The sequence below is a fragment of the Streptomyces sp. NPDC031225 genome (assembly GCF_055570355.1).
Genome location: NZ_JBVIHJ010000004.1, coordinates 215,792 through 241,628, shown reverse-complemented (window position 1 = coordinate 241,628; position 25,837 = coordinate 215,792). Strand labels below are relative to the sequence as shown.

The window sequence follows — 25,837 nt, the reverse complement described above, 5'->3', positions numbered from 1 at the left end:
GTTACCTCTGAGGTCATCGACCCCGGTCCGGCAGCGTGCCAGGCTCACCGGCGTAGCCAGTCGCACCGACCAGGAGGACAGCAATGACCGCCTACGCCATAGCCCACCTGCGTGAGGTCGCACCGCATCCGGAGATCGCCGAGTACATCGAGCGGATCACCGGCACCTTCGAGCCGTACGGCGGCCGCTTCCTGGTGCACGGCACCGAGCACGAGGTGCGGGAGGGCGGCTGGACAGGGCCCGTGGTCGTCATCGGCTTCCCGGGAATCGCCGAGGCCCGGGCGTGGTGGGACTCCGCCGCGTACCAGGAGATCGCCCCGTTGCGCTCGCGGCACATCGAAGCCGACATCATCCTGGTCGAGGGCGTCCCCGACGGCTACGACCCTGCGGTCACTGCCAAGAGGATGCGGGACGCGCTCACTTCGTGAGGTGGGCGAGGAAGTCGGCCCAGGGGGCGGGGGAGGCGGTGAGGCGGGGACCGTCCGGGTTCTTGGAGTCGCGGATGTGGATGGTGGCGGGGCAGGCGGCGACCTCGACGCAGTCGCCGTCACCGCTGCTGCTGTAGCTGGACTTACGCCAGGAGAGCGCGACCTCGACGCAGTCGTCACCGGAGCCGCTGCTGTAGCTGCTCTTGAACCAGGCCAGTTCACTGGTGCTCATAGGTCCCCTCGCATCCGCTGCAACAGGCTCACGGAGTCCGAGATGGTGAGAGCCTGTGAACGCATCCTGGCATACCGCCGTTGGAGCACACTGACCGCTTTCGGGTCGGAGATCAACAAGCCGCTCAACTGTCCCTCGTTGTAGGCGAACCACTGGTTCTCCGAGGTTTCCGCCAGGCGGATGGGGCCATGCAGTCCGGCGTGCGACTCGCGTACCGATGGCATGACCTGGATCTCGACGTTTCGCAACTCGGATGTCTCCAGCAGGTGTTCGACCAGTTTGCGCGTCGTCTCCGTCCCGCCCGTGCGACGGAGAAGCAGGTGTTCCTCGATGATGAAGCTGTATGTGGTGTTCGGCCGCTCCCGCAGCAACTGTTGCCGCTCCGCCCGGGCGACCCATTGCGCCTCGATCTGTTCGTCGTCCAGCGGCGGGAGTTCGTCGGTGAACAGCTGCCGCGCATACGCCTCCGTCTGCAACAGCCCTGGAATCAACCGGCATTCATACGTGTACAGGGTGATCGCCGTCGCCTCCAGCCCCGCCCACTGCCGAAACCACGCCGCCAACCCCGGCTGCCGGGCCAGCTTCGGGAACGACTTCCGCAACGCCCCCGTGTTCCCCGTCGCCTCCTCGCCCCGCTCCACGAGTACCAGATCCGGCATCCGGCGGCCCAACTCCACCGACGCCACGGTGTGTTTGGAGAACCCCACCAGGTCGCCGAACTCCTCCCGGCTCAACCCGGAATGCTCCCGCAGGGCTTGCAGCACCGCCCCGAACGTCCGCATGCTGTCCGACGACTCCGGCTCACCGCCACCATCGACCACAGTCGGTCACCTCCCGCGCCCATGGTCACGGTCCGTCACGCGTACTGTCCAGTCCGTGACCGCGTACGCTGCCGCAGCGTACGCGCGCCCCACCTGGTGAAGCGCCCTTCCGGACCCCAGATTGGGTCCATGACCGCACCTCACCCCCACCAACCCCCGGTTACCGTACGTACGTTCGCCCAGCGCCTCAGCCCCACCCCGCGAGGTGCCCGCCTCGCCCGCCACCTCGCCCTGAACCAGCTGCACGACTGGGGCATCCCGCACGGCACCCCGGTCTCCGACGCCGTCGCCGTGATCGTCGCCGAGCTCGCCGCGAACGCCGTCACCCACGGCCGGGTCCCCGGGCGGGACTTCGAGCTGCGGCTCGCCCTCGTCACCGGCAGTGTCCGTATCGAGGTCACCGACACCCGCGACGAGCCCTTTCCCGCCGTACGGCCGATGCGGCTGCTCGGTGACGGGGGCCGCGGGCTCGTCCTCGTCGACGCGCTCGCCGACCGGTGGGAGGTGCGGGACCGGGAGCCACCGCCGGGGAAGACGGTGCGCGCCGAGGTCGATCTGCCCAGTGGCACCACCGCCGCCACGCTGTCCTCACACGGTCGGCGACGGTGACTCCCGTCCCTCCGGCGGCTGTTGGATACTGGGGCGACCGGTGTGAAGAAGGGGGAGGGTTCGCGTGGCGGACGGGCGTGAGGTGGATCAGGGGGAGTTGCTGGGCGTCGCGAAGGACGAGGAGCGGGCCCGCAGCCTGCTGCGCGCGTTGCGCACACTGAGCACCGGGCCCGACCCGAAGCTGCGGGAGATGGCGGGCAGGGTGCTGCGCGGCGACCTCGCGGCGGAACAGGCCTTCACCGACCCGGAGTACACGACCGCCCTGTTCGCCGGGGCGGCCAAGGTCCGTCGCGCGGGGGAACAGCGTTCCGACGCCGAGGCCCGTGAGGCCGGCGAACGCTTCGGGGAGTGGCAGGAAGCGCGTACGCGGAGTGCCGAGGGCGAGCACGGTGAAGACCAGGGCGCGTCACGGTCCGACGCGGAGACCCGTGCGGCTTCCGGGGATTCAGCCGGGCCCTGGCGGTACTCCGGACCGGGAGGACCGAGAGGCCTTGGCGGATCCCGTTCAGCAAGTCCCTTCGGCAACCGCTGAGTTCTGGCTTTCGTACCGCAAGGGTCCTCGGTCAGCGCAGAGTTCCCGGCCCAGCGCCCCAAGGTCGCTGCGTCAGCGCCGAGGTCCGGCCCTCGCCGTGCCCCAAGGCCCGTACGTCACAGTCGAGTTCCGGCCGCCGCACCCGGGGCCCGTTCATCCCCCTCCATCGACCGGGTCTGCTCATGCCCCGTCTCATCAGCCGGAACCGCCCCACCCGCCCCGCGAACTGGCCCCGTTCCCTTCCGGAGCCTGAGCAAATCCCCCCTCCCGTAGTAAAGTTCGGCCGTCGCACGCGTGACCTGAAATGGTCCTGCCAAGGCGAAGGGGGAACGGGGATGGGAGTCGTGCTGCCCGACGAGGCGGCCTGGGTGCTGGACCTCATCGGTGTCGAGTGGCCCAATGTCGACGAGGACGACTACCGCGACATGGCCGACGGACTGCGTTCGTTCGCCTCGCAGATGCGGCAGGGCAAGGACGCGACGACGAGTGTCGTGCGCGAGTTCCTCGAAGGAAACGAGGGCATCGCGACCGCCGCGTTCCAGCAGCACTGGGGCAAGGTCAGCGACGTACATCTGGAGCGCCTCGGTGAGGCGGCCGACATCGGTGCGGTGGCCCTGGACGGGGCCGCCATCGCGGTGGCGGGTGCCAAGGTCGCCGCCATCGTCCAACTGGGCATCCTGGCCGCCGAGATCATCGCCGCCCAGGCCGCCGCGCCCTTCACGCTCGGGCTGTCCGAGGTCGGCGCGCTCGGCGCAACCCAGGCCACCCGGCTCATCGTGCGGCGGCTGCTGAAGGAGGCCGAGCACCTCCTGGTCGAGGAGCTCATGTCCGTCGCCATGGGGCCCGTCTACTCCGCGCTCGGCAACATGGCCACCGACCTCGTCATCCAGGTCGGCGCCAACGCCGTGGGGCTGCAGGACGGTTACAGCCCCGGAAAGACCCTGCACGCGGGCAGCGAGGGCTTCTCCGAGGGGCTGGACGCCGCCACGGGGACCACGGGGACCTTCAGCGCGAAGGGGGGAGGCGCCGCGTGAGCGACACCGTGCGCAGCGACCAGGAGCTGCACGAACGGCTCGCCGACCGGATCACCTCCCAGGCCGACGAGCACGAGTCCGGCGCCCGCCCCCACCTGCGCCGCAGCCGGGCCGGGCTGAACCGGACACGCGGCAAGGGCGCCCTCGCGGCGGCCGTCGAGACCGGTGCCGAGAAGATCCTCAAGGCCATCGAGGAGGCCGAGGACCAGCTCCACAAGCACCTCCAGGACGTGTCCAAGGGCGTGCGGGCGATGGGCGACAACCACGCGCGCAACGACAAGAACATCGAGACGATGCTCCAGAGCATCGTCAAGCGCTCCCGCGACCAGGACACCGTCCGTGACGCCGGCGGGATCGGCAAGAACCAGCCGGACACGACCAAGGACCCGCACACCGTCACCCTGGAGTGGAAGCCCGGGATGCCCAAGCAGGCCTTCGAACGGAAGGCGCGGGCCCTGCAGCGGCTCGGCGAGGAGGGGAGCCTCTTCAAGTTCAAGGGCAGGACCGAGGACTACCGCGACAAGGAGATCACCGCGAAGTACAAGGGCGCGCTGGAAGCGCTCATCCGCAGGAACCACAAGGACGACCCCGAGTTCGCCGAGGAGGCCGCGCAGGCCGCCCGTAAAATGCAGCCCGACCACGTCAACGAGCTCCAGACAGGTGGTCCGGACGCGTGGCGTAACCTGCGGATGCTCGACCGGACGACGAACTACGACATCGGCACGCAGCAGATACGTCCGCAGATCAAGGATCTTCCGGACGGCAATCCGATCAACATCGACATCAAGTGGTGGCCAGATGACTAGCGCGAGCCCGGCGTCGTCCCGTCTGATCGCGACCGTGGACGCCCTGCGGACGGCGCTGGCGGAGAGCCCGGACGTACTCGGGTTCACGCTCGGCGGGACGATCGACGAGGAGACGGCCGCCGCCGCGGAGGCCGACGGGGTGCCGCGGGAGTTCCTGGACTTCTGCCGGGTGCTGGACGGCGCGAGCTGCGGGCCGTCCGTGCAGCTCTTCGGCCTGGAGGAGGCCGAGGAGCACCAGTTCTACTGCGAGCCGGTGGTCGACTCCCCGCTGCCCCTGTCCCCAGAGAAGCTCTACTGCGTCGGGATGGTCCAGGAGGCACCGGTCTTCCTCGACCGCGCGGGTGGCGTCCTCGGCGCACCGGAAGAGGGCGCGGACTGGGTCGACGCGGAGCGCTTCGACCAGCTCGCGCCCAGTGTGGAGGCGTACTTCCTGGATCGGCTGGCCAGGTTCGACGAGTACAAACGGCTCGCCCTGGTCGACGACGAGCTGGTGGAGTACGACGACTGGCTGAAGCTGCTGCGGCGGGCCGGCCTCGCCGACTGAACACACAGAGGCCGACCGAACACACCGAGTACGAGGGGAAGCAGAGGACGCATGGCCACCCATGACGAGATGACGGAACTGTTCGGTGCGGACCGCGTGGTCACGCTGGACCGTGCCGTCGCCGAGGAACGCGGACTGTCCGAGGCCGACGCCGAGGTGCTGTGCGACGTCGGTGTGCCCGCGTTCATCGACGTGCTGTTCACCCTCGACACCGCCGACGAGGGGCCCGATCCCTTCACCGTGGTGCCGGTCGCCGCGGGCGGCGACGAGACCCACATCCTCGTCCTCGGCGGCCCCACCGACGACCCCGCGATGCGGTACTGCCTCGACATGGACCGCGGCTACGTCATCCTCATGTCCTTCGACGCGGAGCCGCGCGCCGAGATCGTGAACCGCACCCTCGCCGACCTCGTCGAGTTCCTGTACCGCTTCGCACTGCGCACCAAGCACCTGGAACAGGCCGCGCCGCAGGACCGTGCACCGTACACGGACACGCTCGTGGAGTACCTCAGGGCCCGCGACCCGTACGCGTTCGCACAGCCGGACAGCTGGTGGTCGATGGTCTTCGAGCAGGTCGGCTGAACCGTACCGAGGACGGTACTGACGCGAAGTCCCCGGCCGGCAGCGGCTCCTGGGGCCGCGCGGGTCATTGACGCGCAAGGGGTTCGATTCTACGGTCCGGTCCGAAGCTCTGATCGGTGATCGACATGTCGAACATCCCCCCACTCAAGGAGCGTCAGCGTGCGCCGCACCTCACTTCTGGCAGTTCCCGTCGCCTTCCTGCTGGCCCTGGTTCCGGGCACGGCCTCCGCGTACCCCAACCCGGGGACCGTCACCGGTGCCACCACCATCCATGACCCCACCATGATCCGGACCTCGGCCGGCCGGTACCTGCTGTACGGCACCGGCGGCGGTCTCGGCTACCGGACCTCCACCGACCGGACCGCGTTCACGGCGGGCAGCGACGCGTTCACCACCAAACCGGGCTGGTGGTCGTCGTACGCCACCGAGGCGTGGGCGCCCGACATCTCGTACCAGGGCGGCAGGTACCTGCTGTACTACGCCGTCTCGACCTTCGGCTCCAACAAGTCGGCGATAGGCCTGGCCACTTCGAGCACCGGCCTGCCCGGCTCCTGGGCCGACCAGGGCACGGTGTACACCTCCACCACCTCCAGCGACTACAACGCCATCGACCCGAACCTCTTCGTCGACGGCGACGGCAAGTGGTGGCTGTCCTTCGGCAGTTGGTGGACCGGCCTGAAGATGATCCAGCTCAACCCGAGCACCGGGAAGCAGCTCTCCTCCAACACCACCCGGTACTCGATCGCCGCCCGCCCGACCGGCACCAAGGCCGTCGAGGCGCCGTACATCGTCAAGCGGGGCGGCTACTACTACCTCTTCGCGTCCTACGACACCTGCTGCGCCGGCACGAGTTCGACCTACAAGGTCAAGGTCGGCCGGGCCACCGGTGTCACCGGGCCGTACGTCGACAAGGACGGCGTCGCGATGACGAACAACGGCGGCACCCCGGTCCTGGAGTCGCACGGCCGGTACATCGGCCCCGGCGGCCAGTCGATCATGAGCGACTCCGACGGCGACCTGATCGTGTACCACTACTACGACGGCAACGACAACGGCACCCCCAAGCTCGGCATCAACCTGCTGAACTGGAGCACCGGTTGGCCGGTCGCCTACTGACGCCCCGTGTCTGCCTCGTCGGCGTCCGCCCCGTAACTGCCGGGCGGCGGCGAGGTGTTGTGCGTGCGGTGGGTTCAGCGGGTGTCGCCGAGCGAGACCAGCAGGGTGCGCAGGACGCGGGTGAGGTCCTCGCGGTCGTCCGGAGTCAGGCCCGCGAGGATCTTCAGCTGGTTCTGGACATGTCCCTCCACGGTGCGGTCGACCAGGTCGCGTCCCTCGGCGGTGAGGGCGATGTGCAGGCTGCGCCGGTCGCCGGGCACGGACTCGCGGGTGACCAGACCGCGGGCGACCAGCCGGTCGATGCGGTTGGTGAGCGCGGCCGAGCCGATCATGACGCTGCCGGCCAGCGCCTTGGCTGTGAGCGGTTGCCCGCTGCGGCGCAGGGTGGCGAGGACGTCGAACTCCCACGTCTCCATGTCGTACTGCGTGAAATAGTCCTTGAGCCGGGCGTTCACCAGTCGTGACAGCCGCAGGATGCGGCCGACCGTGCCCATGGCGTCGAGGTCGAGATCGGTGCGCTGGGCGGCCCACTGGTCCATGAACTCGTCGACGGAGTCACGCATGAGGTCACCTCCCGTTCAGGTTTAGTTTGACAGCGAAGTGTTTGACGCAAGTGTAGTTCATGACATAGCTTCTCGGTGTCAGATAGTTCGACGTCGAAAAGTCAGGGGGTAAGGTCGTGAACGCATCGAGCGTCGATCACGCCACCGTTTCCCGGATCATCCGTTCCCGCCGCAGTATTCGCCACTACCGGCCCGATCCGGTACCGGGCGCGCTGCTCGCGGAGCTGGTGGATCTGGCCCTGGAGGCGCCGTCGAGCTTCAATCTGCAGGCCCGTTCCGTCGTGACCGTCACCTCGGAGGAGGGGCGCCGGGCGCTCACCGCGGCCACCGGCGGCCAGCCGCATCCGCAGGAAGCGCCGGTGATGCTCGTGTTCGTCGCCGAGTCCGCCGCCTGGCGCGAGGACCGCGGCGACGTGTGGGACACCGCGACGCATCGTGGGGCGTGGTCCGAGCGGTTCGCCGCAGCTTCGCCCGACGACACCCGCCTCTTCTACGAGGACCTCGCGGGCCGGGGCCTGGAGCGGGAGTACGCGGTCAAGGACGCCATGATCGCCGCGTCCTTCCTCATGATCGCCGCCGAGGCCGCGGGTCTGGCCACCAGCCCGATGAACGGCTGGGACGAGGGGGAGGTCAAGAAGGCCATCGGCATCGACGGCCGCGACGACCTGCACATCGCCCTGCTCATGCCGCTGGGCCATCCGGCCGAGAGCCGGCTTCACCCAGGGCGCAGGGACCGCGCGCTGACCTGCTTCAGCGAGACGTACGGCCGCTGACACCACATCACAACCAAGCGCGAACACCGCGCACCAACAGGGGGGGTTGGTCTTCGTGACCACAGTCAACAAGCTCGTCCAGGTCGCAGGCGTCATCGACGCCGCCGAGGCGGACATGATCATCGAGCAGGGCGCCGACTGGCTCGGCTTCGCGCTGCGTCTGCCGTCCGGCAAGGACGACATTCCTGAGCAGGACGCCGCGATGATCATCAAGGGCCTCGCCGCCCCGCACGACGGCGTCCTCATCAGCTATCTCACCGACGCCACGGAGATCAGCGACTTCTGCCACGAACTCGGCGTCGTCGCCGTGCAGTTGCACGGCGACGTGGAGACGGGGCAGCTGCGCCGCCTCAAGGAGATCCGGCCGGACCTCTTCGTACTCAAGTCCCTCGTCGTCAAGCAGGACAACGCCGAGGAGCTGCTGAGGCTCGTCGACGACACCCACGCCTTCGTCGACATGTACATCACGGACACCTTCGACCCGAGGACCGGCGCCAAGGGCGCCACCGGCCTCACCCACGACTGGAACGTCTCCGCCGAACTCGTCCGGCGTTCGCCCAAGCCGCTGATGATGGCCGGCGGTCTGAACCCGGAGAACGTGGGCGACGCCATCCGCGCGGTCCGACCCGCCGCCGTCGACGCGCACACCGGCCTGGAGGGCCCCGACGGTCGCAAGGACCGTGCCAAGGTCGCGAAGTTCGTCGCCGAGGCCCGCCGGGCATTCGACGAGATCGGCTGAGCGCAGCACCGAAGCGGGCGTCCGGACCGCGATCCGGCCCGGACGCCCGTCTCTTCGCCGTGCCCTCGCCGAGCGAGTCGTACCCGTCGAACCCAACGGACCCGAAGGAGCCCATGCCGTGACCACGGGCCACAACGTCCATCTGCTCCCGCAGACCGACCAGCTCCGCGCCATCCACACGATCATCCGGGACAAGGGCTGCACCCGGGAGGACTTCGTCTTCCACTCGCGCCGCGTCATCCGGCAGCTGCTCGAAGCCGGCCTCGACCTCCTGCCGTTCACCAAGAAGGACGTCACCACGCCGGTCGGCACCACCTACCAGGGGCTTGAGTTCGCCTCGAAGATCTGCGCGGTGCCGGTCATCCGGGCGGGCGAGGCCATGGAGGGCGAGCTGCGCTATCTCCACCCAGGCATCCGCGTCGGCAAGATCCTCATCCAGCGCGACAAGCGGACCAAGCTGCCGCACCTGTACTACCAGCACCTGCCCGCGGACATCGCCGACGGTCACGTACTGCTGCTGGAGCCGATGCTCGCCACCGGCGGCTCCGCGATCGCCGCGATCGACGTGCTGCGCGAGGCCGGGGTGCCCGAGAACCACATCATCATGATCAACTTCCTGTCCTCCCCCGAGGGGCTGCGCCGGGTGGGCGTCGAGCGCCCGCAGGTCAAGATCGTCACCAGCGCGATCGAGGACCGGCTCAACGAGCACGCGTTCATGATCCCGGGCATCGGTGACTTCGGCGACCGTTTCTTCGGGACGACCGACTCCGGAGCCACCACGTGAGCAGTCAGCGCCTCGCCGCGACCTCCGCCCTCACCGCGCTCGCCCCGGCCGTCTGGGGATCGACGTACCTCATCACCACCGAGTTCCTGCCACCGGACCGGCCGCTGCTGGCCTCCACCCTGCGCGCCCTGCCCGCGGGACTGCTCCTGCTGCTCATGACCAGGACGCTTCCCCGGGGCATCTGGTGGTGGCGGGCCGTCGTCCTGGGCGTCCTGAACATCGGCGCCTTCTTCTATCTGCTGTTCCTGGCCGCCTACCACCTGCCCGGGGGAGTGGCCGCGCTGGTCATGACGATCCAGCCGATGATCGTGCTGCTGCTCGGCTCGGCGCTGCTGAAGGACCGGATCCAGCCCGTCCACCTGGTGTCCTGCCTGGTCGGTGCCGTCGGAGTCGCCCTGCTCGTGCTCCAGCCGCACGCCGGTCTCGACGGCGTCGGTGTCCTGGCCGGGCTCCTCGGCGCCCTGTCCATGGCCTCCGGCATCGTGCTCACCAAGAGGTGGGGCCGTCCCGAGGGCGTCGGACTGCTGACGTTCACCGGCTGGCAGCTCACCGTCGGCGGGCTTGTCCTGCTGCCCGTCACCCTGGCCGGCGAGGGCCTGCCCGACCATCTCACCTGGACCAACGTCGGCGGCTTCCTCTACCTCAGTGTCATCGGCGCGCTCATCGCCTATGTCCTGTGGTTCCGAGGTCTGTCCCGGCTGCCGGCCCTCGCCGCCTCCTTCCTGTCCTTCGCCTCACCGCTGTGCGCGACGGTCCTCGGCTACCTCTTCCTCGACGAGACCCTGCGCCCGCTCCAACTCCTCGGCGCGGCCGCCGTGGTGGGCGCGGTCGTCCTCGCCCAGCCGAGAGGCCGAGACCGGAGACCCAACCCGGCGCCGCCCGAACGCGCGGCGAGCCGGGTCTGATCGACTCTCATCAACGATTCGGGGGGATCACCACATGAACACCGAGGCACCCATATCCGGTGTGTCCTTCAAGCCCGCGTCGCTGCGCGGCCTGCTCGCCCATCAGGCGGGACTGCGCCCCGGCGACACGGCCGTCACCACCGTCGACGGAAGTCTGACCTTCCGCGAGCTCAAGTCCCTGGCCGACCGGCTGGGTTCCCGGCTCGTCGGACTCGGCGTCCTGCCCGACACCTGCGTCGGCCTCTACACCGAGTCCTCTGCGGACCTCATGACCGGGGCCTGGGGCATCCTGACCGCCGGTGCCGCGTATCTGCCGCTCTCGCCCGACTACCCGGAAGCCCGGCTGAGACACATGGTCGAGGACTCCGGCGCCCGGGTGATCGTCACTCAGCCCCATCTGCGCGAGCAGGCGCGGCAGTTGGCCCCTGAGGGCACGACCGTCGTCGACCTCAACGACATCCCCGAGGACCCGACGGCACCCCTGCCGGCGGCGCGCGGCAACCATCTCGCCTACGTCATCTACACCTCGGGCAGCACCGGCCGGCCCAAGGGGGTGATGATCGAACAGCGCAGCATCGTCTCCCAGTTGCGCTGGCTGGCCAACTGCGGACACCTCGGCCCCGGGGTGTCCATTCTCCAGAAGACGCCGATGAGCTTCGACGCGGCACAGTGGGAGATCCTCGCGCCCGCCGTCGGAGCGCGGGTGGTGATGGGAACCCCGGGTATCTTCCGGGACCCCGAGGCCGTCATCGCCATGGTCCGCGCACACCAGGTGACCGCACTCCAGGCCGTGCCGACCCTGCTCCAAGCCCTCGTCGACACCGAGGAGTTCGGCACCTGCACCTCCCTGACCCGGCTCTTCTCCGGCGGCGAGGCCCTCACCCGCACGCTGGCCCAGGAGCTGTTCACGGCCCTTCCGGGCGTCTCCCTGGTCAACCTCTACGGCCCGACCGAGACCACGATCAACGCCACCTCGCACTGGATCGACCCCGACGCCCTCGACGGCGCACCGGCCGGGATCCTGCCGGTCGGCGTGCCCGCGGACAACGTGACCTGCTACATCCTCGACGAGAACATGCAGCCCGTCGACATCGGCGAGAACGGTGAGCTGTTCGTGGGCGGCGTCCAGGTCGCCCGCGGCTACATCGGCCTGCCGGAGGCGACCGCCGGACGCTTCCTCACCTCGCCGTTCAATCCGACGGAACGCCTGTACCGTACGGGCGACCTGTGCCAGTGGAACCCGGACGGCACCATCCAGTTCACCGGCAGAACCGACAACCAGGTCAAACTGCGTGGCTACCGGGTCGAGTTGGAGGAGGTGGCGTCCCGGGTCGAGGAGCACACCTGGGTGCGGCGCGCGGCAGCCGTCGTCACCGACGACCCCCGCACCGGCGGCAAGTCCCTCGTTGCGGCAGTGGAGCTGAACGAGCGCACCGCCGCGGTGATGGACCAGGGCCGTGACGACGCCGCCCACCACCGGTCCAAGGCGTCCAAGGTCCAGGTCAGGGCCCAGCTGTCCAACCCGGGACTGCGCGGTCCCGCCGAACTGGCCGGGCGCCCGGTGCTCGAACTGCCCGGCCGGCAGGCCACCGGGGCGCAGCGCCGCGAGGCCTTCGCCCGCAAGACCTACCGCCGTTACGACGGCGGCGCGGTCACCGCGGACGACGTGCTCGCCCTGCTCTCCCCGCGCCGCCGTACGCCCCGCGCGCCCCGGCCGCTCACCGAGCTCACGCTGCCGGAACTCGGCCGCGTCCTGCGCTGGTTCGGCCCGTTCCGCAGCGACGAACGGTTGCTGCCGAAGTACACCTATGCCTCGCCCGGCGCCCTGTACGCCACACAGATGTATCTGGAGATCGACGGCCTGTTCGGGCTGTCCGGCGTCTACTACCACCACCCCGCCGACCACACCCTGGTACGCGTCGGCGACCCGGGCCACGGCTCGTCCCGGCCGGTGCTGCGGGTGCACTTCCTCGGGCGGACACGGGCCATCGAGCCCGTGTACAAGAACAACATCCTGGAGGTCCTGGAGTTCGAGGCCGGTCATATGCTCGGCGTCCTCGAGGAGGTGCTGCCCGAACTCGGCCTGGCCGTCGCCCCGGTGGGCTTCCACCCGGCGGTCGCCGACCGGCTCGACGCGGCCGAGGACGACCGGTACCTGGGCACCTTCGAGATCACCCCGTACCAGGACCTGGAGCAGCCGGACGAGGCCGAGCTGTTCGTCCAGGCCCACGGGGACCGGGTGGTGGGACTGCCAGAGGGCCTCTACCGCCACCGGGCCGGACGGCTCGACCCGGCCGGCTCCGGGGTCGTGGAGAAGCGGCACGTCATCGCCATCAACCAGAGTGTGTACGAGCGCTCCGCCTTCGGGATCAGCGCCGTCTCCCGGGCCACCGACTCGTGGCGGCACTACATCGTCCTCGGCACCCTGCTGCACCGCCTCCAGCGCACCGCGGGCATCGGCCTGATGTCCTCCGGCTACTCCTCCAAGTCGGGCAACCCACTGCCGGCCGCCCGCCGCCTGGACGATCTGCTCGCCGCCGCCGGAGCGCCGCCCGCGCCTGCCTCATACTTCTTCGTCGGCGGCCGGATCAGCACCGAGCAGGCCGCGCACGAGGGCATGGCCGAGGACGCCGTGCACACCCGGGGTCCGGCGGAACTGATCCGCGACGACCTCGCGCGGTTCCTGCCCGACTACATGATCCCGGCCCGGGTCGTGGTGGTGAACGAACTGCCGCTGACCGCCAACGGGAAGATCGACGCCAAGGCCACGGCAGCGCTGCCGGAGGTCGCCGCGATCCACAGCGCCGCCGAGTTCGTCGCGCCCACCACGGCGACGGAACGCTGGCTGGCCGCCGAGTGGGGCCGGATGCTGAAGTACGAGGACGTGTCCGTCCAGGACGAGTTCTTCGCCTCGGGCGGCAACTCGCTGCACGCCGTCGCGCTGGTCAACCGGATCAACCGGGAGTTCGACGCCGGTCTGCCGCTCCAGGTGATCTTCGAGTCACCGAAGCTGGCCGACCTGGCCGCGCGCGTCGACCGCGGCGACCCGGAGACCGGTTCCCGCCTGGTGCCGCTGCACGGCGGCCCCGGCAGCCCGGTCTTCTGCTGGCCGGGCCTCGGCGGCTACCCGATGAACCTGCGGCTCCTGGCCCAGGGGGTGGACCTGGACCGGCCCGTGACCGGGATCCAGGCCCATGGGATCAACCCCGGCGAGGTCCCTTACGGCACCATCCGGGAGATGGCGACGGCGGACGTGGCCGAGATCCGCCGGGCCCAGCCGGCCGGACCGTACACGCTGTGGGGCTACTCCTTCGGCGCGCGTGTGGCCTTCGAGGCGGCGTGGCAGTTGGAGCAGGCCGGCGAGAAAGTGGAGAGCCTGCTGCTCATCTGCCCCGGCAACCCGGAGGTCGCGAACGAGGGCGGACGACGGTGGGGCCGCGAGGCGTCCTTCGCCAACCCGGCCTACGTCACCATCCTGTTCTCCGTCTTCGCGGGCACCGTCCACGGCCCCGCCGTGCGGGCCTGTCTGCGGCAGGTGACCGACGAGGACTCCTTCGTCGCCTTCGTCCACGACCGGCTGCCGGCCCTCGGTGAGGAAACGATTCGCCGCATCACCCGGATCGTCGCCGAGACCTACGAGTTCGAGTACAGCTTCCGCGAACTGCGCGAGCGACGCATCGAGGCGCCCGTCACGGTCTTCAAGGCGCGCGGCGACGACTACTCCTTCCTGGAGGACAGCTCCGGCTACTCGGCCGAACCGCCGGTGCTCGTGGACCTCGACGGCGACCACTACTCCGTGCTCAAGAAGCACGGAGTGAACGAACTGATCGCCCGCATACGGGATCTGACGCACCGTCACTGAGACTCCTCGCCCCGTGAGTTCCCCCGCCGCGGGGCGAGGTCCCCGACCGAAAGGGACGCGGCCGTGCCGCACATCAGCATCAGCCACTTTCCCCGCACCTTCACCGAAGCCGAGCGGGCCGAGCTGGTCACCGCACTGACCGACGCCGTCACCCAGGTGTTCGGCGTCGAGGAGGGCGCGGTGTCGATCGCCGTGGAACCCGTCGAGCCGTCCCGGTGGATCGAACGGGTGCACACACCCGAGATCGACGCCAAGGCCCACCTGCTGTGGAAGCAGCCGAACTACTCCCAGCCGATCCCCGCCGAAGGAACCCGATGAGCACCCGCATCCCGATCCGCTACAGCGAAGAGGTCCGCGAGGCCCTGCACGAACGGCGGCCCGTCGTCGCGCTGGAGTCGAACGTCATCACCCACGGCCTGGCCTACCCGCACAACGCCGAGACGGCGTACGAGGTCGAGGCCGCCGTCCGCAAGGGCGGTTCCGTCCCGGCGACGATCTGCGTCGAGGACGGGGCCCTCAAGGTCGGCATGACCGAGCAGGACATCGAGCGGTTCGCGTCCGGGACCGGCATCCCCAAGGTCTCCAGCCGCGACCTGCCCGTGGTGCTGGCCCGCCGGGGTCTCGGCGCGACCACCGTGGCCTCCTCGCTCGTCGCCGCCGAACTGGCCGGCATCCCGTGGTTCTCCTCGGCCGGCCTCGGCGGCGTCCACCGCGGCGCCGAGACCACCATGGACGTCTCCTCGGACCTGATCCAGCTCACCCGCTCCAAGGTCGCGGTCGTGTGCGCCGGCGCCAAGATGATCCTCGACCTGAAACTCACCATGGAGTACCTGGAGACGCAGTGCGTCCCGGTCCTCTCCCACGGCTGCGACGACTTCCCCGCCTTCTACTGCGCCTCCAGCGGCATCAGGTCCCCGCACCGCATCGACGACGAGGACCTGATCGCCGAGGTCGTCGCCACCCACTGGGCTACCGGCCACCCCGGCGGCGTGGTCGTCGCCACCCCGCCGCGCGCCGAGGACGCCGTCGACCCGGCCGAGGCCGAGGCCGCCATCCAGGACGCGCTCGCGCAGGCCGAGCGGGACGGTGTGGGCGGCCAGGGCCTGACCAAGTACCTGATGCACGCGGTCGACCAGGCCACCGGAGGCCGCACCGCCCAGGCCAACATGGCCGTCCTCATCTCCACCGCCGAGGTCGGGGGCCGCCTGGCCGCCGCCTACGCCCGCCACCAGTCCGACCGCGGCTGACACCCTCGTAAAGGAAAAAAATCATGACCTCGCTGTTCGACTCCGTCACCTTCGGCAAGATCGCTCTGGACAACCGGCTCGTGATGGCCCCCATGACCCGCAACCGCGCCAAGCCGTGCGGCGGGGCCACCGAGCTGATGGCCGAGTACTACGCCCAGCGCGCCTCCGCCGGCCTGATCATCACCGAGGGCACCCAGCCCTCCCAGGTCGGCCAGGGCTTCCTCAACACGCCCGGCCTGCACCACCCCGAGCAGGTCAAGAGCTGGCGCACCGTCACAGACGCCGTGCACGCCGCGGGCGGAAAGATCGTGGTCCAGCTCATGCACTCGGGCCGCATCGGCCACCCGGCGCTCTACGACAGCGCCCACCAGCCGGTCGCCCCGTCCCCGATCGCCGCCGCCGGGCAGTGCTTCACCCCGGCGGGACCGCAGGACTACCCGGTCCCGCACGAGCTGACCGCGGACGAGATCGCCGCCACCGTACGGGACTTCGCGGACGCGGCCCGGTCAGCGGTCGAGGCCGGCTTCGACGGCGTCCAGGTGCACGCCGGCAACGGCTTCCTGCTGCACCAGTTCCTCGCCGAGAACACCAACCACCGCACGGACTCCTACGGCGGTTCGCTCGCGAACCGGATCCGGCTCACCGTCGAGGTCACCGAGGCCGTCGCCGCCGCGATCGGCAACGAGCGCACCAGCGTGCGTGTCTCGCCCGGCAACACCTACAACGACATCGCCGAGGGCGACACCCAGGCGCTCTACGCGGCCCTCGTCCCGGCGCTGCCGGAGCTGGCGTTCCTGGAGGTCTGCGAGATCGTCTCGCGTCCCGTCACCCGGGCCGTGCGTGACCTGTGGCAGGGCGGCCTGGTGGTCAACCCGCACGCCACCCCGGACTCCTTCCCGGCCTCCGCCGAAACCGCACAGCAGATCCTGGACGAAGGCCTGGCCGACGCCGTCTCGCTCGGCGCCCTCTTCCTGGCCAACCCCGACCTGCCGGCCCGTATCGCCTCCGGCGGACCGTTCAACGCGGCCGACGAGTCGGCCTACTACGGCGGCGACCACCGCGGCTACACCGACTACCCGGTGCTCGGCCGGTGACCTCCGTGACCCGTGGCGCCCGGCGGGAGATGCTCCTGTTCTCCGGCCGGGCCCACCCCGACCTCGCCGCTCGCATCGCCCGGGAACTCGGCACCCGCCTGGTGCCCACCCAGGCACGGGACTTCGCCAACGGGGAGATCTACGTCCGCTTCGAGGAGTCGGTGCGCGGCGCGGACTGCTTCGTCACGCAGTCCCACACGGCGCCCATCAACACGTGGATCATGGAGCAGCTCATCATGATCGACGCGCTGAAACGGGCCTCGGCCCGCAGCATCACCGTCGTCGCGCCGTTCTACGGCTACTCGCGACAGGACAAGAAGCACAAGGGCCGGGAGCCCATCTCGGCCCGGCTCGTCGCGGATCTGCTGAGCGCCGCCGGTGCCGACCGGGTCATCACCATCGATCTGCACACCGACCAGATCGTGGGGTTCTTCGACGGCCCCATGGACCATCTCTTCGCCCTGCCCATCCTCGCCGACCACATCGCGGCAGGCACCGACCGGGAACGGCTGACGGTGGTCTCGCCGGACGCCGGCCGGGTCCGGGTCGCCGACCGGTGGTGCGACCGGCTCGGCGCGCCGCTGGCCATCGTCCACAAGAAGAGGGACAAGGACGTGGCCCACCAGGTCAGCGTGCACGAGGTGGTCGGCGAGGTCGCGGGGAGGGTGTGCGTCCTGGTGGACGACATGGTCGACACGGCGGGCACGATCTGTGCGGCGGCGGACGCGCTGTACGCGAACGGCGCCGAGGACGTCATCGTGGCGGCCACGCACGGCATCCTGTCCGGGCCCGCGGTGGACCGGTTGAAGAACTCCCGGGTCAGCCGGTTCGTCTTCACCGACACCCTGCCCACGGCCGGTGCGACCGGCCTGGACAAGGTCGAGGTCCTGTCGGTCGCACCGCTGATCTCGCATGCGATCCGGGAGATCTTCGAGAACGGCTCGGTGACCAGCCTCCTCGACGAGCTGTGACGGACGGCCTCCGGCGTGGCAGACCCCGCCGGAGGCCCTTCGTCGCGAGGCTGCCGCGTCGCGCGGGCTATCCCGCCTGGCCCATCCCCGCCGCGTTCGGCCAGCTCTGCGCGTTGGGCCAGCCGGTGGCGGGCGCCGTGGACAACTCCTGCGGTACGCCCGCCGCCGGTGCGGTCATGCCGCGCACCTGAGCGGCCGTGAGCCCGCCACGGGCCGGAACTCCCGGCGGGGTGGGGCCGCTCGGCGCGGCGAAGGGCATCGGGGCCGGAGCCATGGGGGCCGGGGCGGGGGCCATCTGGGCGGGGGCCGGGGGAGGTGCGGGTGCCGCCGCCATCGCCATCGGCATGCCCACCATCCCCATCCCCATTCCGTCCGACTGCGCCGAGGCCACGGCGGCCGGCATCTGCACCGGCTGAGGCGCCGACATGGGCGTCGGCATCGGCGTCGGCATGCCCATCCCCATTCCGTCCGACTGCGCCGAGGCCACGGCGGCCGGCATCTGCACCGGCTGAGGCGCCGACATCGGCGTCGGCATGCTCGCCATGCCCATCCCACCGCCGCCGCCGACGGCCATCGCCGCGAGGCCCTGCATGCCGGCCCCGTTGGTCTGGCCGACGAGGCGGTCCACTGCCGCCGTACCCGAGCTGTAGCTGGTCCCTTGAGCGAGCTCGGGCACGGCGGCTCCCCTCCTGGTCCCGTAGAGCACCTGTTCCAGGCCGGACACCAGGCGACGCACGTCCACCTGGGGGCGCACCACGAGCCGCAGGAAGCGGCTGGAGGATCCGATCTTGTTGCCGCACTCGCGGACGAGGATGCGGTGCTCGGTGAGCATCCGGTCCCGGACCACGGTGCCCTCGGCGCCCACCGGAAGGCGCACGAAGAGGAAGTTCCCCTGGGAGGGGTAGACGGTCAGGCCGGGCAGCTGGGAGAGCTGGCTCGCCATGTCCAGGCGGTCCCGGCGGACCTGGTGCAGGCTCTGCGCGTACTCGGCCCCGTGCTCCTTGAGCATGAACACCACGTACTCGGCGAAGGCGTTGAGGTTCCACTTCGGCAGCATCGAGCGGACCCGGCCGGCCAGCGAGGGGTTGGCGACCATGTAGCCGAAGCGGATGCCGTGCAGGCCGAAGTTCTTGCCGAGGCTGCGCAGGACGATGACGTTCGGCCGGATCATCGCCTCCTGGACGACCGAGGGTTCCTGCTCGGCGTCGGCGAACTCCAGGAACGACTCGTCGATGACGATGAGGTCCAGATCGGCCATGGCGTCCATGAACTGCACGAGCGCGTGCTTGTGCAGGAAGCCGCCGTCGGGGTTGTTCGGGTTGCAGATGACCGCGACCCGCGTGCCCCGGGTGCGGATGAACTCGGCGTACTGCGCGAGGTCCAGGGCGAAGCCGCTGGACTCCTGGAGCGGGAACATGTCGACCCGCTTGCCGGTCTCCATCGGCTGGTCGGTCCAGCGGCCGAAGGTGGGGACCGGTATGGCGAGGGACTCGCGGACCAGCAGGTGGTCGATCCAGGTGATCAGTTCGGTGGAGCCGTTGCCCATCGCCACGGCCTGCGGCGGGAGTTGGAGCAGATTGCACAGCTCGGCGGTGATCGTGTCGGCGCTGCTGGGGTAGTACGTGATGATGTCCTTCAGCCGCGAGGCCATGGTGTCCATCATCGCCGGGGTGGGAAAGTAGGGATTGCAGGGGATACAGAAGTCCACCGGCCCCGTCCCGTCTCCGCCTTCGCGCGCCAGCGCCGCCATGGACGGGCTGTGCGCAGAAGTGCTGCGGAACAACGAGGTGACGTTGTCGGCCATCGAACCTCCGTATGGGGCGGACCCGGCGGGGACGACCGGGTCCGTCGTCATTGGGTGGCCCGCGCGGGGGAGCACGGGCCGCCTCTACATACGGAAATCCGAGTGGCGCTGTTCAACGGGTGTGAAAGAAGTGTGAGTTCGGGAACCAGGGGGTAGGGCCCGTCATCTCACCAGGTCAGGCACCGAACGAGTGGACCGTCGCCGTCCGGTATGTCCGGCCCGGGCGCAGCACCGTGGACGGGAACGACGGGTGGTTCGGCGCGTCCGGGAAGTGCTGCGTCTCCAGGCACAGCGCGTCACCCTGGCGGTAGGTGTGACCGCCCGTGCCGGTCAGGGTGCCGTCGAGGAAGTTGCCCGAGTAGAACTGCAGTCCCGGTTCGACGGTGGAGATCCTCAGCGTGCGGCCCGACGACGGGTCGCGCAGGGTCGCCGCGTGCTCGGGCTCCGCGGTGACGCCCTTGTCGAGGACCCAGTTGTGGTCGTAGCCCTTGGCGTGGATCTGCTGCGGGTGGCCGGCCCTGAGGTCCCTGCCGATCGGCTTGCCCTCTCGGAAGTCGAAGGGGGTGCCCGAGACCTGCGCGAGCTCACCGGTGGGGATCAGACCCGGGTCGGTCGGCGTGTAGCGGGACGCGGCGATCGTCAGCTCGTGGTCCTCGACGGTGCCGGTGCCCTCGCCGCCGAGGTTCCAGTACACGTGGTTGGTGAGGTTGACGACGGTGGCCCTGTCCGTGGTGGCCTCGTAGTCGATGCGCCATTCGCCGTGCCGGGTGAGGGTGTACGTCACCTTCACCCGGAGAGTGCCCGGGTAGCCCATCTCGCCGTCGGCGGACGTGTAGGACAGGTGCAGGCCGACGTCGCCGCCCTCGGTGAACGGCTCGACGTCCCACACGCGCCTGTCGAAGCCCTGGGCGCCGCCGTGCAGGCTGTTCTCGCCGTCGTCGACGGACAGCTGGTGGGTCTCGCCGTCCAGCGTGAAGGTGCCCTTGCCGATGCGGTTGCCGTAGCGTCCGATCAGCGCGCCGAAGTACGGGCTGGAGTCGACGTACTCCTCGACGCTGTTGAAGCCGAGGCAGACGTTGGCGTACCGGCCGTCCCGGTCGGGGACCTCCAGGCCCTGCACGATCCCGCCGTAGGACAGGACCTTCAGACGTGTGCCGCCGTTCTCCAGCGACCAGCGGTGGACCTTCGTCCCGTCGGCGAGCGTGCCGAAGAGTTCCTTCACCGGATTCCTGCCTCCGTGGCCTCGAAAGTGGCGTTGTGGTGGGAAGACGAAGGGTCCCGCGGACGCGCTGCCCGCGGGACCCTTCGGTACTACGTGCCTGCGATCCGACTGCTACGAGCCGGACTTGCGCTTGTTCCACACGTCGAACCCGACGGCGGCCAGCAGGGCGAGGCCCTTGATGACCTGCTGCCAGTCGGTGCCGACGCTGAGGAGGTTCATGCCGTTGTTCAGCACGCCGAGGACCAGACCGCCGATGATCGCGCCGAGGACGGTGCCCACACCGCCGCTCATGGACGCGCCACCGATGAACGACGAGGCGATCGCTTCCAGTTCGAAGCTCAGGCCCGCCTTCGGGGAGGCCGCGTTCAGACGGGCCGCGACCACCAGACCCGCCAGGGCCGCGAGCACGCCCATGTTGAGGAAGACGAGGAAGGTGACCTTCTTGTCCTTGACGCCGGACAGCTTGGCCGCCGGCAGGTTGCCGCCGATCGCGTAGATGTGCCGGCCGAAGACCGCGTTGCGCATGACGTAGCCGTAGCCGACCACCAGCGCACCGAGGACGATCAGGATGATCGGCGCGCCCTGGTAGCTGGCGAGCAGCATCGTGACCGCGAGGACCGCGGCGGCGATCGCGACGAGCTTCAGCAGGAAGGCGTTCCTGGGCAGCACGTCGAGCGCGAACTCCTGCTGGCGCTTGCGGTCACGGACCTCCTGGTAGACCACGAAGGCCAGCAGCGCGAAGCCGAGCAGCAGGGTGAGGTTGTGGTAGTTGGTGTCCGGGCCGACCGCGGGCAGGAAGCCGTTGCCGAGCTTCTGCAGACCGTCCGGGAACGGGCCGAGGGTCTGGCCCTCCAGGAGGATCTCCGTCAGACCGCGGAAGAGCAGCATGCCCGCCAGGGTGACGATGAACGACGGTATGCCGAGATACGCGATCAGATAGCCCTGGACCGAGCCCGCGACGGCGCCCACCACCAGGGTCAGCACCAGGGCGATCGGCCACGCCACGTCGTGCTGGACCGTCAGCACGGCGGCGAACGCGCCGACGAACGCGGTCAGTGATCCGACCGACAGGTCGATGTGCCCCGCGATGATCACCAGCATCATGCCGATCGCGAGGATCAGGATGTAGCTGTTCTGGAGCACCAGGTTGGAGACGTTGCGCGGCAGCAGCAGGTCGCCGTCGGTCCACACCGCGAACAGGGCGACGATCAGACCCAGCGCGATCAGCATGCCGTACTGCCGCATGTTGCGGCGCAGGCCGTTCAGCATCAGCTGCAGCAGGCCGCCGTCGGAAGCCTGGTCCCCGCTCTTGCCGGGCGGCGCCGACGCCGGGATCTTGCTCACATCGGTGCTCATCGGGTTACCTCTTTGTCCTTCGTCATCTGGCGCATCAGCACTTCCTGCGTGGCCTCGGCCCGCGGGACCTCGCCCGTCAGCCGCCCGGCGGACATGGTGTAGATGCGGTCGCACATACCGAGCAGTTCCGGCAGCTCGGAGGAGATGAAGACGACCGCCTTGCCCTCGGCGGCCAGCTGGTCGATGACCGTGTAGATCTCGTACTTGGCGCCCACGTCGATACCGCGGGTCGGCTCGTCCAGGATCAGGATGTCCGGACCCGCGAAGATCCACTTGCTGAGGACGACCTTCTGCTGGTTGCCGCCGGACAGCCTGCCCACCGTCTCGAAGACGGTCGGCGCCTTGATGTTCATCGACTTGCGGAAGCGTTCGGCGACCTTCCGCTCCTCGTGCTCGTCGACCACACCGTGCTTGGCCACCTTGTCCAGGGCGGCCAGCGAGATGTTCCGGTTGATGTTGTCGATGAGGTTGAGGCCGTAGTGCTTGCGGTCCTCGGTGACGTACGCGATGCCGTGCCCGACCGCCTCGGCAACGGTCTTCGTACGGATCTCCCTGCCGTCCTTGAGGACCGTGCCGCCCGCGTGCCGGCCGTAGGTGCGCCCGAACACGCTCATCGCGAGTTCGGTGCGCCCGGCGCCCATCAGGCCCGCGATGCCGACGATCTCGCCACGCCGCACGTCGATCGACACGTCGTCGACCACCTTGCGGGTTTGGTCGATCGGGTGGTGGACCGTCCAGTTGCGGATCTCCAGCGCGGGGGCCGCGTCCACCTCGCCCTCGTACGGCGTGCGGTCGGGGAAGCGGTGGTCGAGGTCGCGGCCGACCATGCCCGTGATGATCCGGTCCTCGGTGGTCTCCGGGGCCTTCACGTCGAGGGTCTCGATGGACTTCCCGTCGCGGAGGATCGTCACCGAGTCGGCGACCCGGCGGATCTCGTTGAGCTTGTGGGAGATGATGATCGAGGTGATGCCCTGGTTCTTCAACTCCAGGATGAGATCCAGGAGTTTGCCGCTGTCCTCGTCGTTCAGAGCCGCGGTCGGCTCGTCCAGGATGAGGAGCTTCACCTTCTTGGAGAGCGCCTTGGCGATCTCCACCAGCTGCTGCTTGCCCACACCGATGTCGGTGATCCGGGTCTCCGGGTGGTCGGACAGACCGACCCGGCGCAGCAGTTCGGTGGCGTGCTTGAGCGTCTCGTTCCAGTTGATGAACCCGCCCGAGGCGTGTTCGTTGCCGAGGAAGATGTTCTCCGCGATCGACAGGAACGGCACCAGGGCCAGTTCCTGATGGATGATCACGATGCCGTGCTGCTCGCTCGCTCGGATGTCCTTGAAGGAGACGATCTCTCCCTCGAAGAGGATGTCGCCCTCGTACGTGCCGTGCGGATGGACGCCGGAGAGCACCTTCATCAAGGTGGACTTCCCGGCGCCGTTCTCACCGCAGATGGCATGGACCTCGCCCTGACGGACGGTCAGTGTGACGTCCGACAGCGCTTTGACGCCGGGAAAGGTCTTGACGATCGAGCGCATTTCCAGGACGGGTCCCGCCATGGTCGTGCCTTTCAATCAGAGGAGTTGGCCGACAGGGAGCTGACTAGTTGAGCTCACTGGCCTTGTAGTAGCCGGTGTCGACCAGTTCCTTGGTGTAGTTGCTCTTGTCGACGCTCACCGGCTGCAGCAGGTAGGCGGGGACGACCTTGGCGCCGTTGTCGTACGTCTTGGTGTCGTTGACCTCGGGCTTCTTGCCGTTGAGGACGTCGTCCACCATCGTCGAGGCGATGTCGGCGAGCTTGCGGGTGTCCTTGTAGACGGTCTGCGTCTGCTGGCCCGCGATGATCGACTTCACCGAGGCGAGCTCGGCGTCCTGGCCGGTGATGACCGGGAGCGGCTTGCTCGCGGAGCCGTAGCCGTCCGACTTCAGCGCGGCGATGATGCCGATGGAGATGCCGTCGTACGGCGACAGGACCGCGTCGACCTTGGCGCTGCCGTACGTCGAGGTGAGGATGTCCTCCATGCGCTTCTGCGCGGTGGCACCGTCCCAGCGCAGCGTGGTGACCTGGTTGATCTTGGTCTGGCCGGACTTGACGACGAGCTTCTTGCTGTCGATGTACGGCTGCAGCACGCTCATCGCGCCGTTGAAGAAGTACTTGGTGTTGTTGTCGTCGTTGGAGCCGGCGAACAGCTCGATGTTGAAGGGGCCCTTGCCGGACTTCAGGCCGAGCTTGTCGACGATGTAGCTGGCCTGGAGCTCGCCGACCTTGGTGTTGTCGAAGGACGCGTAGTAGTCGACGTTCTTCGTGCCGAGGATCAGGCGGTCGTAGGCGATCACCGGGATCTTGGCGTCGGCGGCCTGCTGGAGCACGTTGTTCAGGGACTTGTTGTCGATGGCCGCGACGATCAGGCCCTTGACGCCCTGCGTGATCAGGTTCTCGATCTGGTTGACCTGCTGGTCGGGGTCGTCCTCGCCGTAGACCAGCTTGGTCTTGTAGCCCTTGGACTGCAGGTTCTTGACAACGTTGTTGCCGTCGGCGATCCAGCGCTCGGAGGACTTGGTCGGCATCGCGATGCCGATGGTGCCTCCCTTGGCACCGCTGCTGGACGCCTTGCTGCCGCCCTCGCTGTCCTGGCCGCAGGCGGACAGGGTCAGGGCGAGGGAGGCCGCGCCGGCTATGGCGGTGAGTGCGGCACGACGAGTACGCATGATCATCATCCTTGATGTCGGGACAGGGTCTGTCTTGTGGGGCGTTGTGCTCCGGAGGGAGGTGTGGGCTCCGACCGAGAGGCAGGGTGTGTGATTGTGTGCGGCTGCGTCACCTTTTGTGAAGGGAGTCTGTCCGAAACGTTATGAGGGCGTTTCGAAGCGCTTCAGATCACCCGGCAGCCGTGAACCGAGCGGCGCCATGTCGCCGTCCGCTCCGTGCCGCGCGAGCAGGTCCAGGGCGAGCCGGCCGCGCCGTACCCGTTCCCGGGCCGTGCTCAGGGTCAGGTCGCGCAGGTGGTGACCGTACGGGTAGATGCCCGGGGTCTTGGACAGGCCGAACTTCAGGTACAGCGGGGCGCCGCGCCGGATGAGCTCGGCGACCTCGTACATCCGTACATAGCCGCCGAGATCGTCGGGCGCCTCGATGTACATGTCCATGGGAGCGGCGGACACCCGTCTGATCTCGGTGAGGTGATCGAGCGTCAGATCGCTTGGCACGTTCAGGGAGTCGGCGCCCAACTGCTCGTACACCGCGAACGCGGCCGGGTTGACCGGTCCGACGAGCGCGCTCAACTTCAGTGTGGTGTCGGCCGGAATGATGCCGGCGACCCGCGCCCGGTGCAGCGTCCACAGCACGCCCTCGTCGGCGACGAGGAGGCACTTCACGCCCAACTCGGTTGCCCGGATGGCGTCTTCGACACAACCGGCCACGGCGTCGTGACCCCTGGCCCTGAGCCCCGCGCCGCCCGAGTCGGTGCGCGCCGAGGCGCCGATGTCCCAGGTGCCGCGCGGGCCGGTGAACAGGCACAGCTCGATGTCGCGTTCCCCGGTGGCCTTGACCATCTCGGCGATCTCGGCGTCGGTCAGCATCCAGACGCCGCTGCCCTGGCTGATCCGGTGGATCGGCACATCGAGCCGTGCGGACTCCTCCAGGACGACGGCCAGCGCTTCCGGGCCCTCGCACGAGGGGATCTCGGTGCGCCAGCGGCCGCCGCCGGGGAAGGTGTGCGGCGAGGCGTCGGCGGGGTCGAGTGCGGGCGCGCCCAGGCCGAGAGCGGCGAGGGCCTGCTCGCCGGGTCGGCGGGCCGCCGGGGCGGAAGCGTCGGTCGTCACAAG

Annotated in this window: 26 protein-coding genes; 17 read left to right on the top strand and 9 right to left on the bottom strand. The window is 69.2% G+C overall.

Annotation, left to right across the window (positions count from 1 at the left end):
* Window positions 1–83 precede the first annotated feature (83 nt).
* Window positions 84–428, top strand: a complete 345-nt coding sequence (locus tag ACZ48Z_RS08640; protein WP_468735067.1) for a DUF1330 domain-containing protein — start codon at window positions 84–86, stop codon at window positions 426–428.
* Here the strand turns inward: ACZ48Z_RS08640 and ACZ48Z_RS08635 are convergent.
* Both ACZ48Z_RS08635 and ACZ48Z_RS08630 read right to left on the bottom strand, forming a co-directional pair.
* Complete coding sequence (locus tag ACZ48Z_RS08635; RefSeq protein WP_468735066.1) at window positions 418–660, bottom strand: DUF397 domain-containing protein; 243 nt, start codon at window positions 658–660, stop codon at window positions 418–420. The genes ACZ48Z_RS08640 and ACZ48Z_RS08635 overlap by 11 nt on opposite strands.
* A complete protein-coding gene (locus ACZ48Z_RS08630; RefSeq protein ID WP_468735236.1) occupies window positions 657–1,442 on the bottom strand; it encodes a helix-turn-helix domain-containing protein in 786 nt (261 codons plus the stop codon). The genes ACZ48Z_RS08635 and ACZ48Z_RS08630 overlap by 4 nt, the downstream gene beginning before the upstream one ends.
* Window positions 1,443–1,610: 168 nt before the next feature.
* Here ACZ48Z_RS08630 and ACZ48Z_RS08625 point away from each other — a divergent pair, with 168 nt between their 5' ends.
* The 7 genes from ACZ48Z_RS08625 (at window position 1,611) to ACZ48Z_RS08595 (ending at window position 6,704) form a co-directional block, all read left to right on the top strand.
* A complete protein-coding gene (locus tag ACZ48Z_RS08625) occupies window positions 1,611–2,090 on the top strand; it encodes an ATP-binding protein (protein WP_468735065.1) in 480 nt (159 codons plus the stop codon).
* A gap of 64 nt (window positions 2,091–2,154) precedes the next feature.
* Entirely contained in the window at window positions 2,155–2,622 is a 468-nt protein-coding gene (locus ACZ48Z_RS08620) for a hypothetical protein (RefSeq protein ID WP_468735064.1), read from the top strand.
* A 335-nt stretch (window positions 2,623–2,957) separates the two neighbouring features.
* A complete protein-coding gene (locus ACZ48Z_RS08615; RefSeq protein WP_468735063.1) occupies window positions 2,958–3,656 on the top strand; it encodes a WXG100-like domain-containing protein in 699 nt (232 codons plus the stop codon).
* A complete protein-coding gene (locus ACZ48Z_RS08610) occupies window positions 3,653–4,462 on the top strand; it encodes a hypothetical protein (protein WP_468735062.1) in 810 nt (269 codons plus the stop codon). The genes ACZ48Z_RS08615 and ACZ48Z_RS08610 overlap by 4 nt, the downstream gene beginning before the upstream one ends.
* Window positions 4,455–5,006 carry a hypothetical protein gene (locus ACZ48Z_RS08605; protein WP_468735061.1) on the top strand — a complete coding sequence of 184 codons (552 nt, stop codon included), beginning with the start codon at window positions 4,455–4,457 and terminating at the stop codon, window positions 5,004–5,006. The genes ACZ48Z_RS08610 and ACZ48Z_RS08605 overlap by 8 nt, the downstream gene beginning before the upstream one ends.
* Window positions 5,007–5,057: 51 nt before the next feature.
* Entirely contained in the window at window positions 5,058–5,588 is a 531-nt protein-coding gene (locus ACZ48Z_RS08600) for an SUKH-4 family immunity protein (RefSeq protein WP_468735060.1), read from the top strand.
* 159 nt (window positions 5,589–5,747) lie between these two features.
* Window positions 5,748–6,704 (top strand): arabinan endo-1,5-alpha-L-arabinosidase, encoded by a 957-nt coding sequence (locus ACZ48Z_RS08595; protein ID WP_468735059.1) that lies wholly within the window; start codon window positions 5,748–5,750, stop codon window positions 6,702–6,704.
* Window positions 6,705–6,778: 74 nt separating this feature from the next.
* Here ACZ48Z_RS08595 and ACZ48Z_RS08590 read toward each other — a convergent pair whose 3' ends face one another.
* Window positions 6,779–7,267, bottom strand: coding sequence for a MarR family winged helix-turn-helix transcriptional regulator (locus ACZ48Z_RS08590; protein ID WP_468735058.1), 489 nt, complete (start codon window positions 7,265–7,267; stop codon window positions 6,779–6,781).
* A gap of 116 nt (window positions 7,268–7,383) precedes the next feature.
* On the opposite strand from ACZ48Z_RS08590, the gene ACZ48Z_RS08585 reads away from it, so the two are divergent.
* The 9 genes from ACZ48Z_RS08585 (at window position 7,384) to ACZ48Z_RS08545 (ending at window position 17,642) form a co-directional block, all read left to right on the top strand.
* Window positions 7,384–8,040 (top strand): nitroreductase family protein, encoded by a 657-nt coding sequence (locus ACZ48Z_RS08585; protein WP_468735057.1) that lies wholly within the window; start codon window positions 7,384–7,386, stop codon window positions 8,038–8,040.
* Between the two features lie 55 nt (window positions 8,041–8,095).
* A complete protein-coding gene (locus tag ACZ48Z_RS08580) occupies window positions 8,096–8,779 on the top strand; it encodes a phosphoribosylanthranilate isomerase (RefSeq protein WP_468735056.1) in 684 nt (227 codons plus the stop codon).
* A 118-nt stretch (window positions 8,780–8,897) separates the two neighbouring features.
* Window positions 8,898–9,563 (top strand): uracil phosphoribosyltransferase, encoded by a 666-nt coding sequence (gene upp, locus ACZ48Z_RS08575; protein ID WP_468735055.1) that lies wholly within the window; start codon window positions 8,898–8,900, stop codon window positions 9,561–9,563.
* Window positions 9,560–10,468, top strand: coding sequence for an EamA family transporter (locus tag ACZ48Z_RS08570; RefSeq protein WP_468735054.1), 909 nt, complete (start codon window positions 9,560–9,562; stop codon window positions 10,466–10,468). The genes upp and ACZ48Z_RS08570 overlap by 4 nt, the downstream gene beginning before the upstream one ends.
* 34 nt (window positions 10,469–10,502) lie before the next feature.
* Window positions 10,503–14,330: a non-ribosomal peptide synthetase gene (locus tag ACZ48Z_RS08565; RefSeq protein WP_468735053.1), complete on the top strand. Its 3,828-nt coding sequence runs from the start codon at window positions 10,503–10,505 to the stop codon at window positions 14,328–14,330.
* Between the two features lie 63 nt (window positions 14,331–14,393).
* Window positions 14,394–14,648: a tautomerase family protein gene (locus tag ACZ48Z_RS08560; protein ID WP_468735052.1), complete on the top strand. Its 255-nt coding sequence runs from the start codon at window positions 14,394–14,396 to the stop codon at window positions 14,646–14,648.
* Complete coding sequence (locus ACZ48Z_RS08555; RefSeq protein WP_468735051.1) at window positions 14,645–15,577, top strand: pseudouridine-5'-phosphate glycosidase; 933 nt, start codon at window positions 14,645–14,647, stop codon at window positions 15,575–15,577. Before ACZ48Z_RS08560 ends, ACZ48Z_RS08555 begins: the two co-directional genes overlap by 4 nt.
* A gap of 23 nt (window positions 15,578–15,600) precedes the next feature.
* Window positions 15,601–16,671: an alkene reductase gene (locus ACZ48Z_RS08550; RefSeq protein WP_468735050.1), complete on the top strand. Its 1,071-nt coding sequence runs from the start codon at window positions 15,601–15,603 to the stop codon at window positions 16,669–16,671.
* Window positions 16,668–17,642, top strand: coding sequence for a ribose-phosphate diphosphokinase (locus tag ACZ48Z_RS08545; RefSeq protein WP_468735049.1), 975 nt, complete (start codon window positions 16,668–16,670; stop codon window positions 17,640–17,642). Before ACZ48Z_RS08550 ends, ACZ48Z_RS08545 begins: the two co-directional genes overlap by 4 nt.
* Before the next feature lie 67 nt (window positions 17,643–17,709).
* On the opposite strand, the gene ACZ48Z_RS08540 is transcribed toward ACZ48Z_RS08545, so the two are convergent.
* The 6 genes from ACZ48Z_RS08540 to ACZ48Z_RS08515 form a co-directional block, all read right to left on the bottom strand.
* On the bottom strand, window positions 17,710–19,446 hold the full coding sequence (locus tag ACZ48Z_RS08540) for a pyridoxal phosphate-dependent aminotransferase (protein WP_468735048.1): 1,737 nt from the start codon (window positions 19,444–19,446) through the stop codon (window positions 17,710–17,712).
* Window positions 19,447–19,621: 175 nt separating this feature from the next.
* Window positions 19,622–20,668 carry an aldose epimerase family protein gene (locus ACZ48Z_RS08535; RefSeq protein ID WP_468735047.1) on the bottom strand — a complete coding sequence of 349 codons (1,047 nt, stop codon included), beginning with the start codon at window positions 20,666–20,668 and terminating at the stop codon, window positions 19,622–19,624.
* Window positions 20,669–20,779: 111 nt separating this feature from the next.
* Window positions 20,780–22,024, bottom strand: coding sequence for a multiple monosaccharide ABC transporter permease (gene mmsB / locus ACZ48Z_RS08530; protein ID WP_468735046.1), 1,245 nt, complete (start codon window positions 22,022–22,024; stop codon window positions 20,780–20,782).
* Complete coding sequence (gene mmsA / locus ACZ48Z_RS08525) at window positions 22,021–23,571, bottom strand: multiple monosaccharide ABC transporter ATP-binding protein (protein ID WP_468735045.1); 1,551 nt, start codon at window positions 23,569–23,571, stop codon at window positions 22,021–22,023. Before mmsA ends, mmsB begins: the two co-directional genes overlap by 4 nt.
* A gap of 43 nt (window positions 23,572–23,614) precedes the next feature.
* Window positions 23,615–24,721: a multiple monosaccharide ABC transporter substrate-binding protein gene (gene chvE, locus ACZ48Z_RS08520; protein ID WP_468735044.1), complete on the bottom strand. Its 1,107-nt coding sequence runs from the start codon at window positions 24,719–24,721 to the stop codon at window positions 23,615–23,617.
* Between the two features lie 141 nt (window positions 24,722–24,862).
* Window positions 24,863–25,834, bottom strand: a complete 972-nt coding sequence (locus tag ACZ48Z_RS08515; RefSeq protein ID WP_468735043.1) for a hypothetical protein — start codon at window positions 25,832–25,834, stop codon at window positions 24,863–24,865.
* Window positions 25,835–25,837 lie beyond the last annotated feature (3 nt).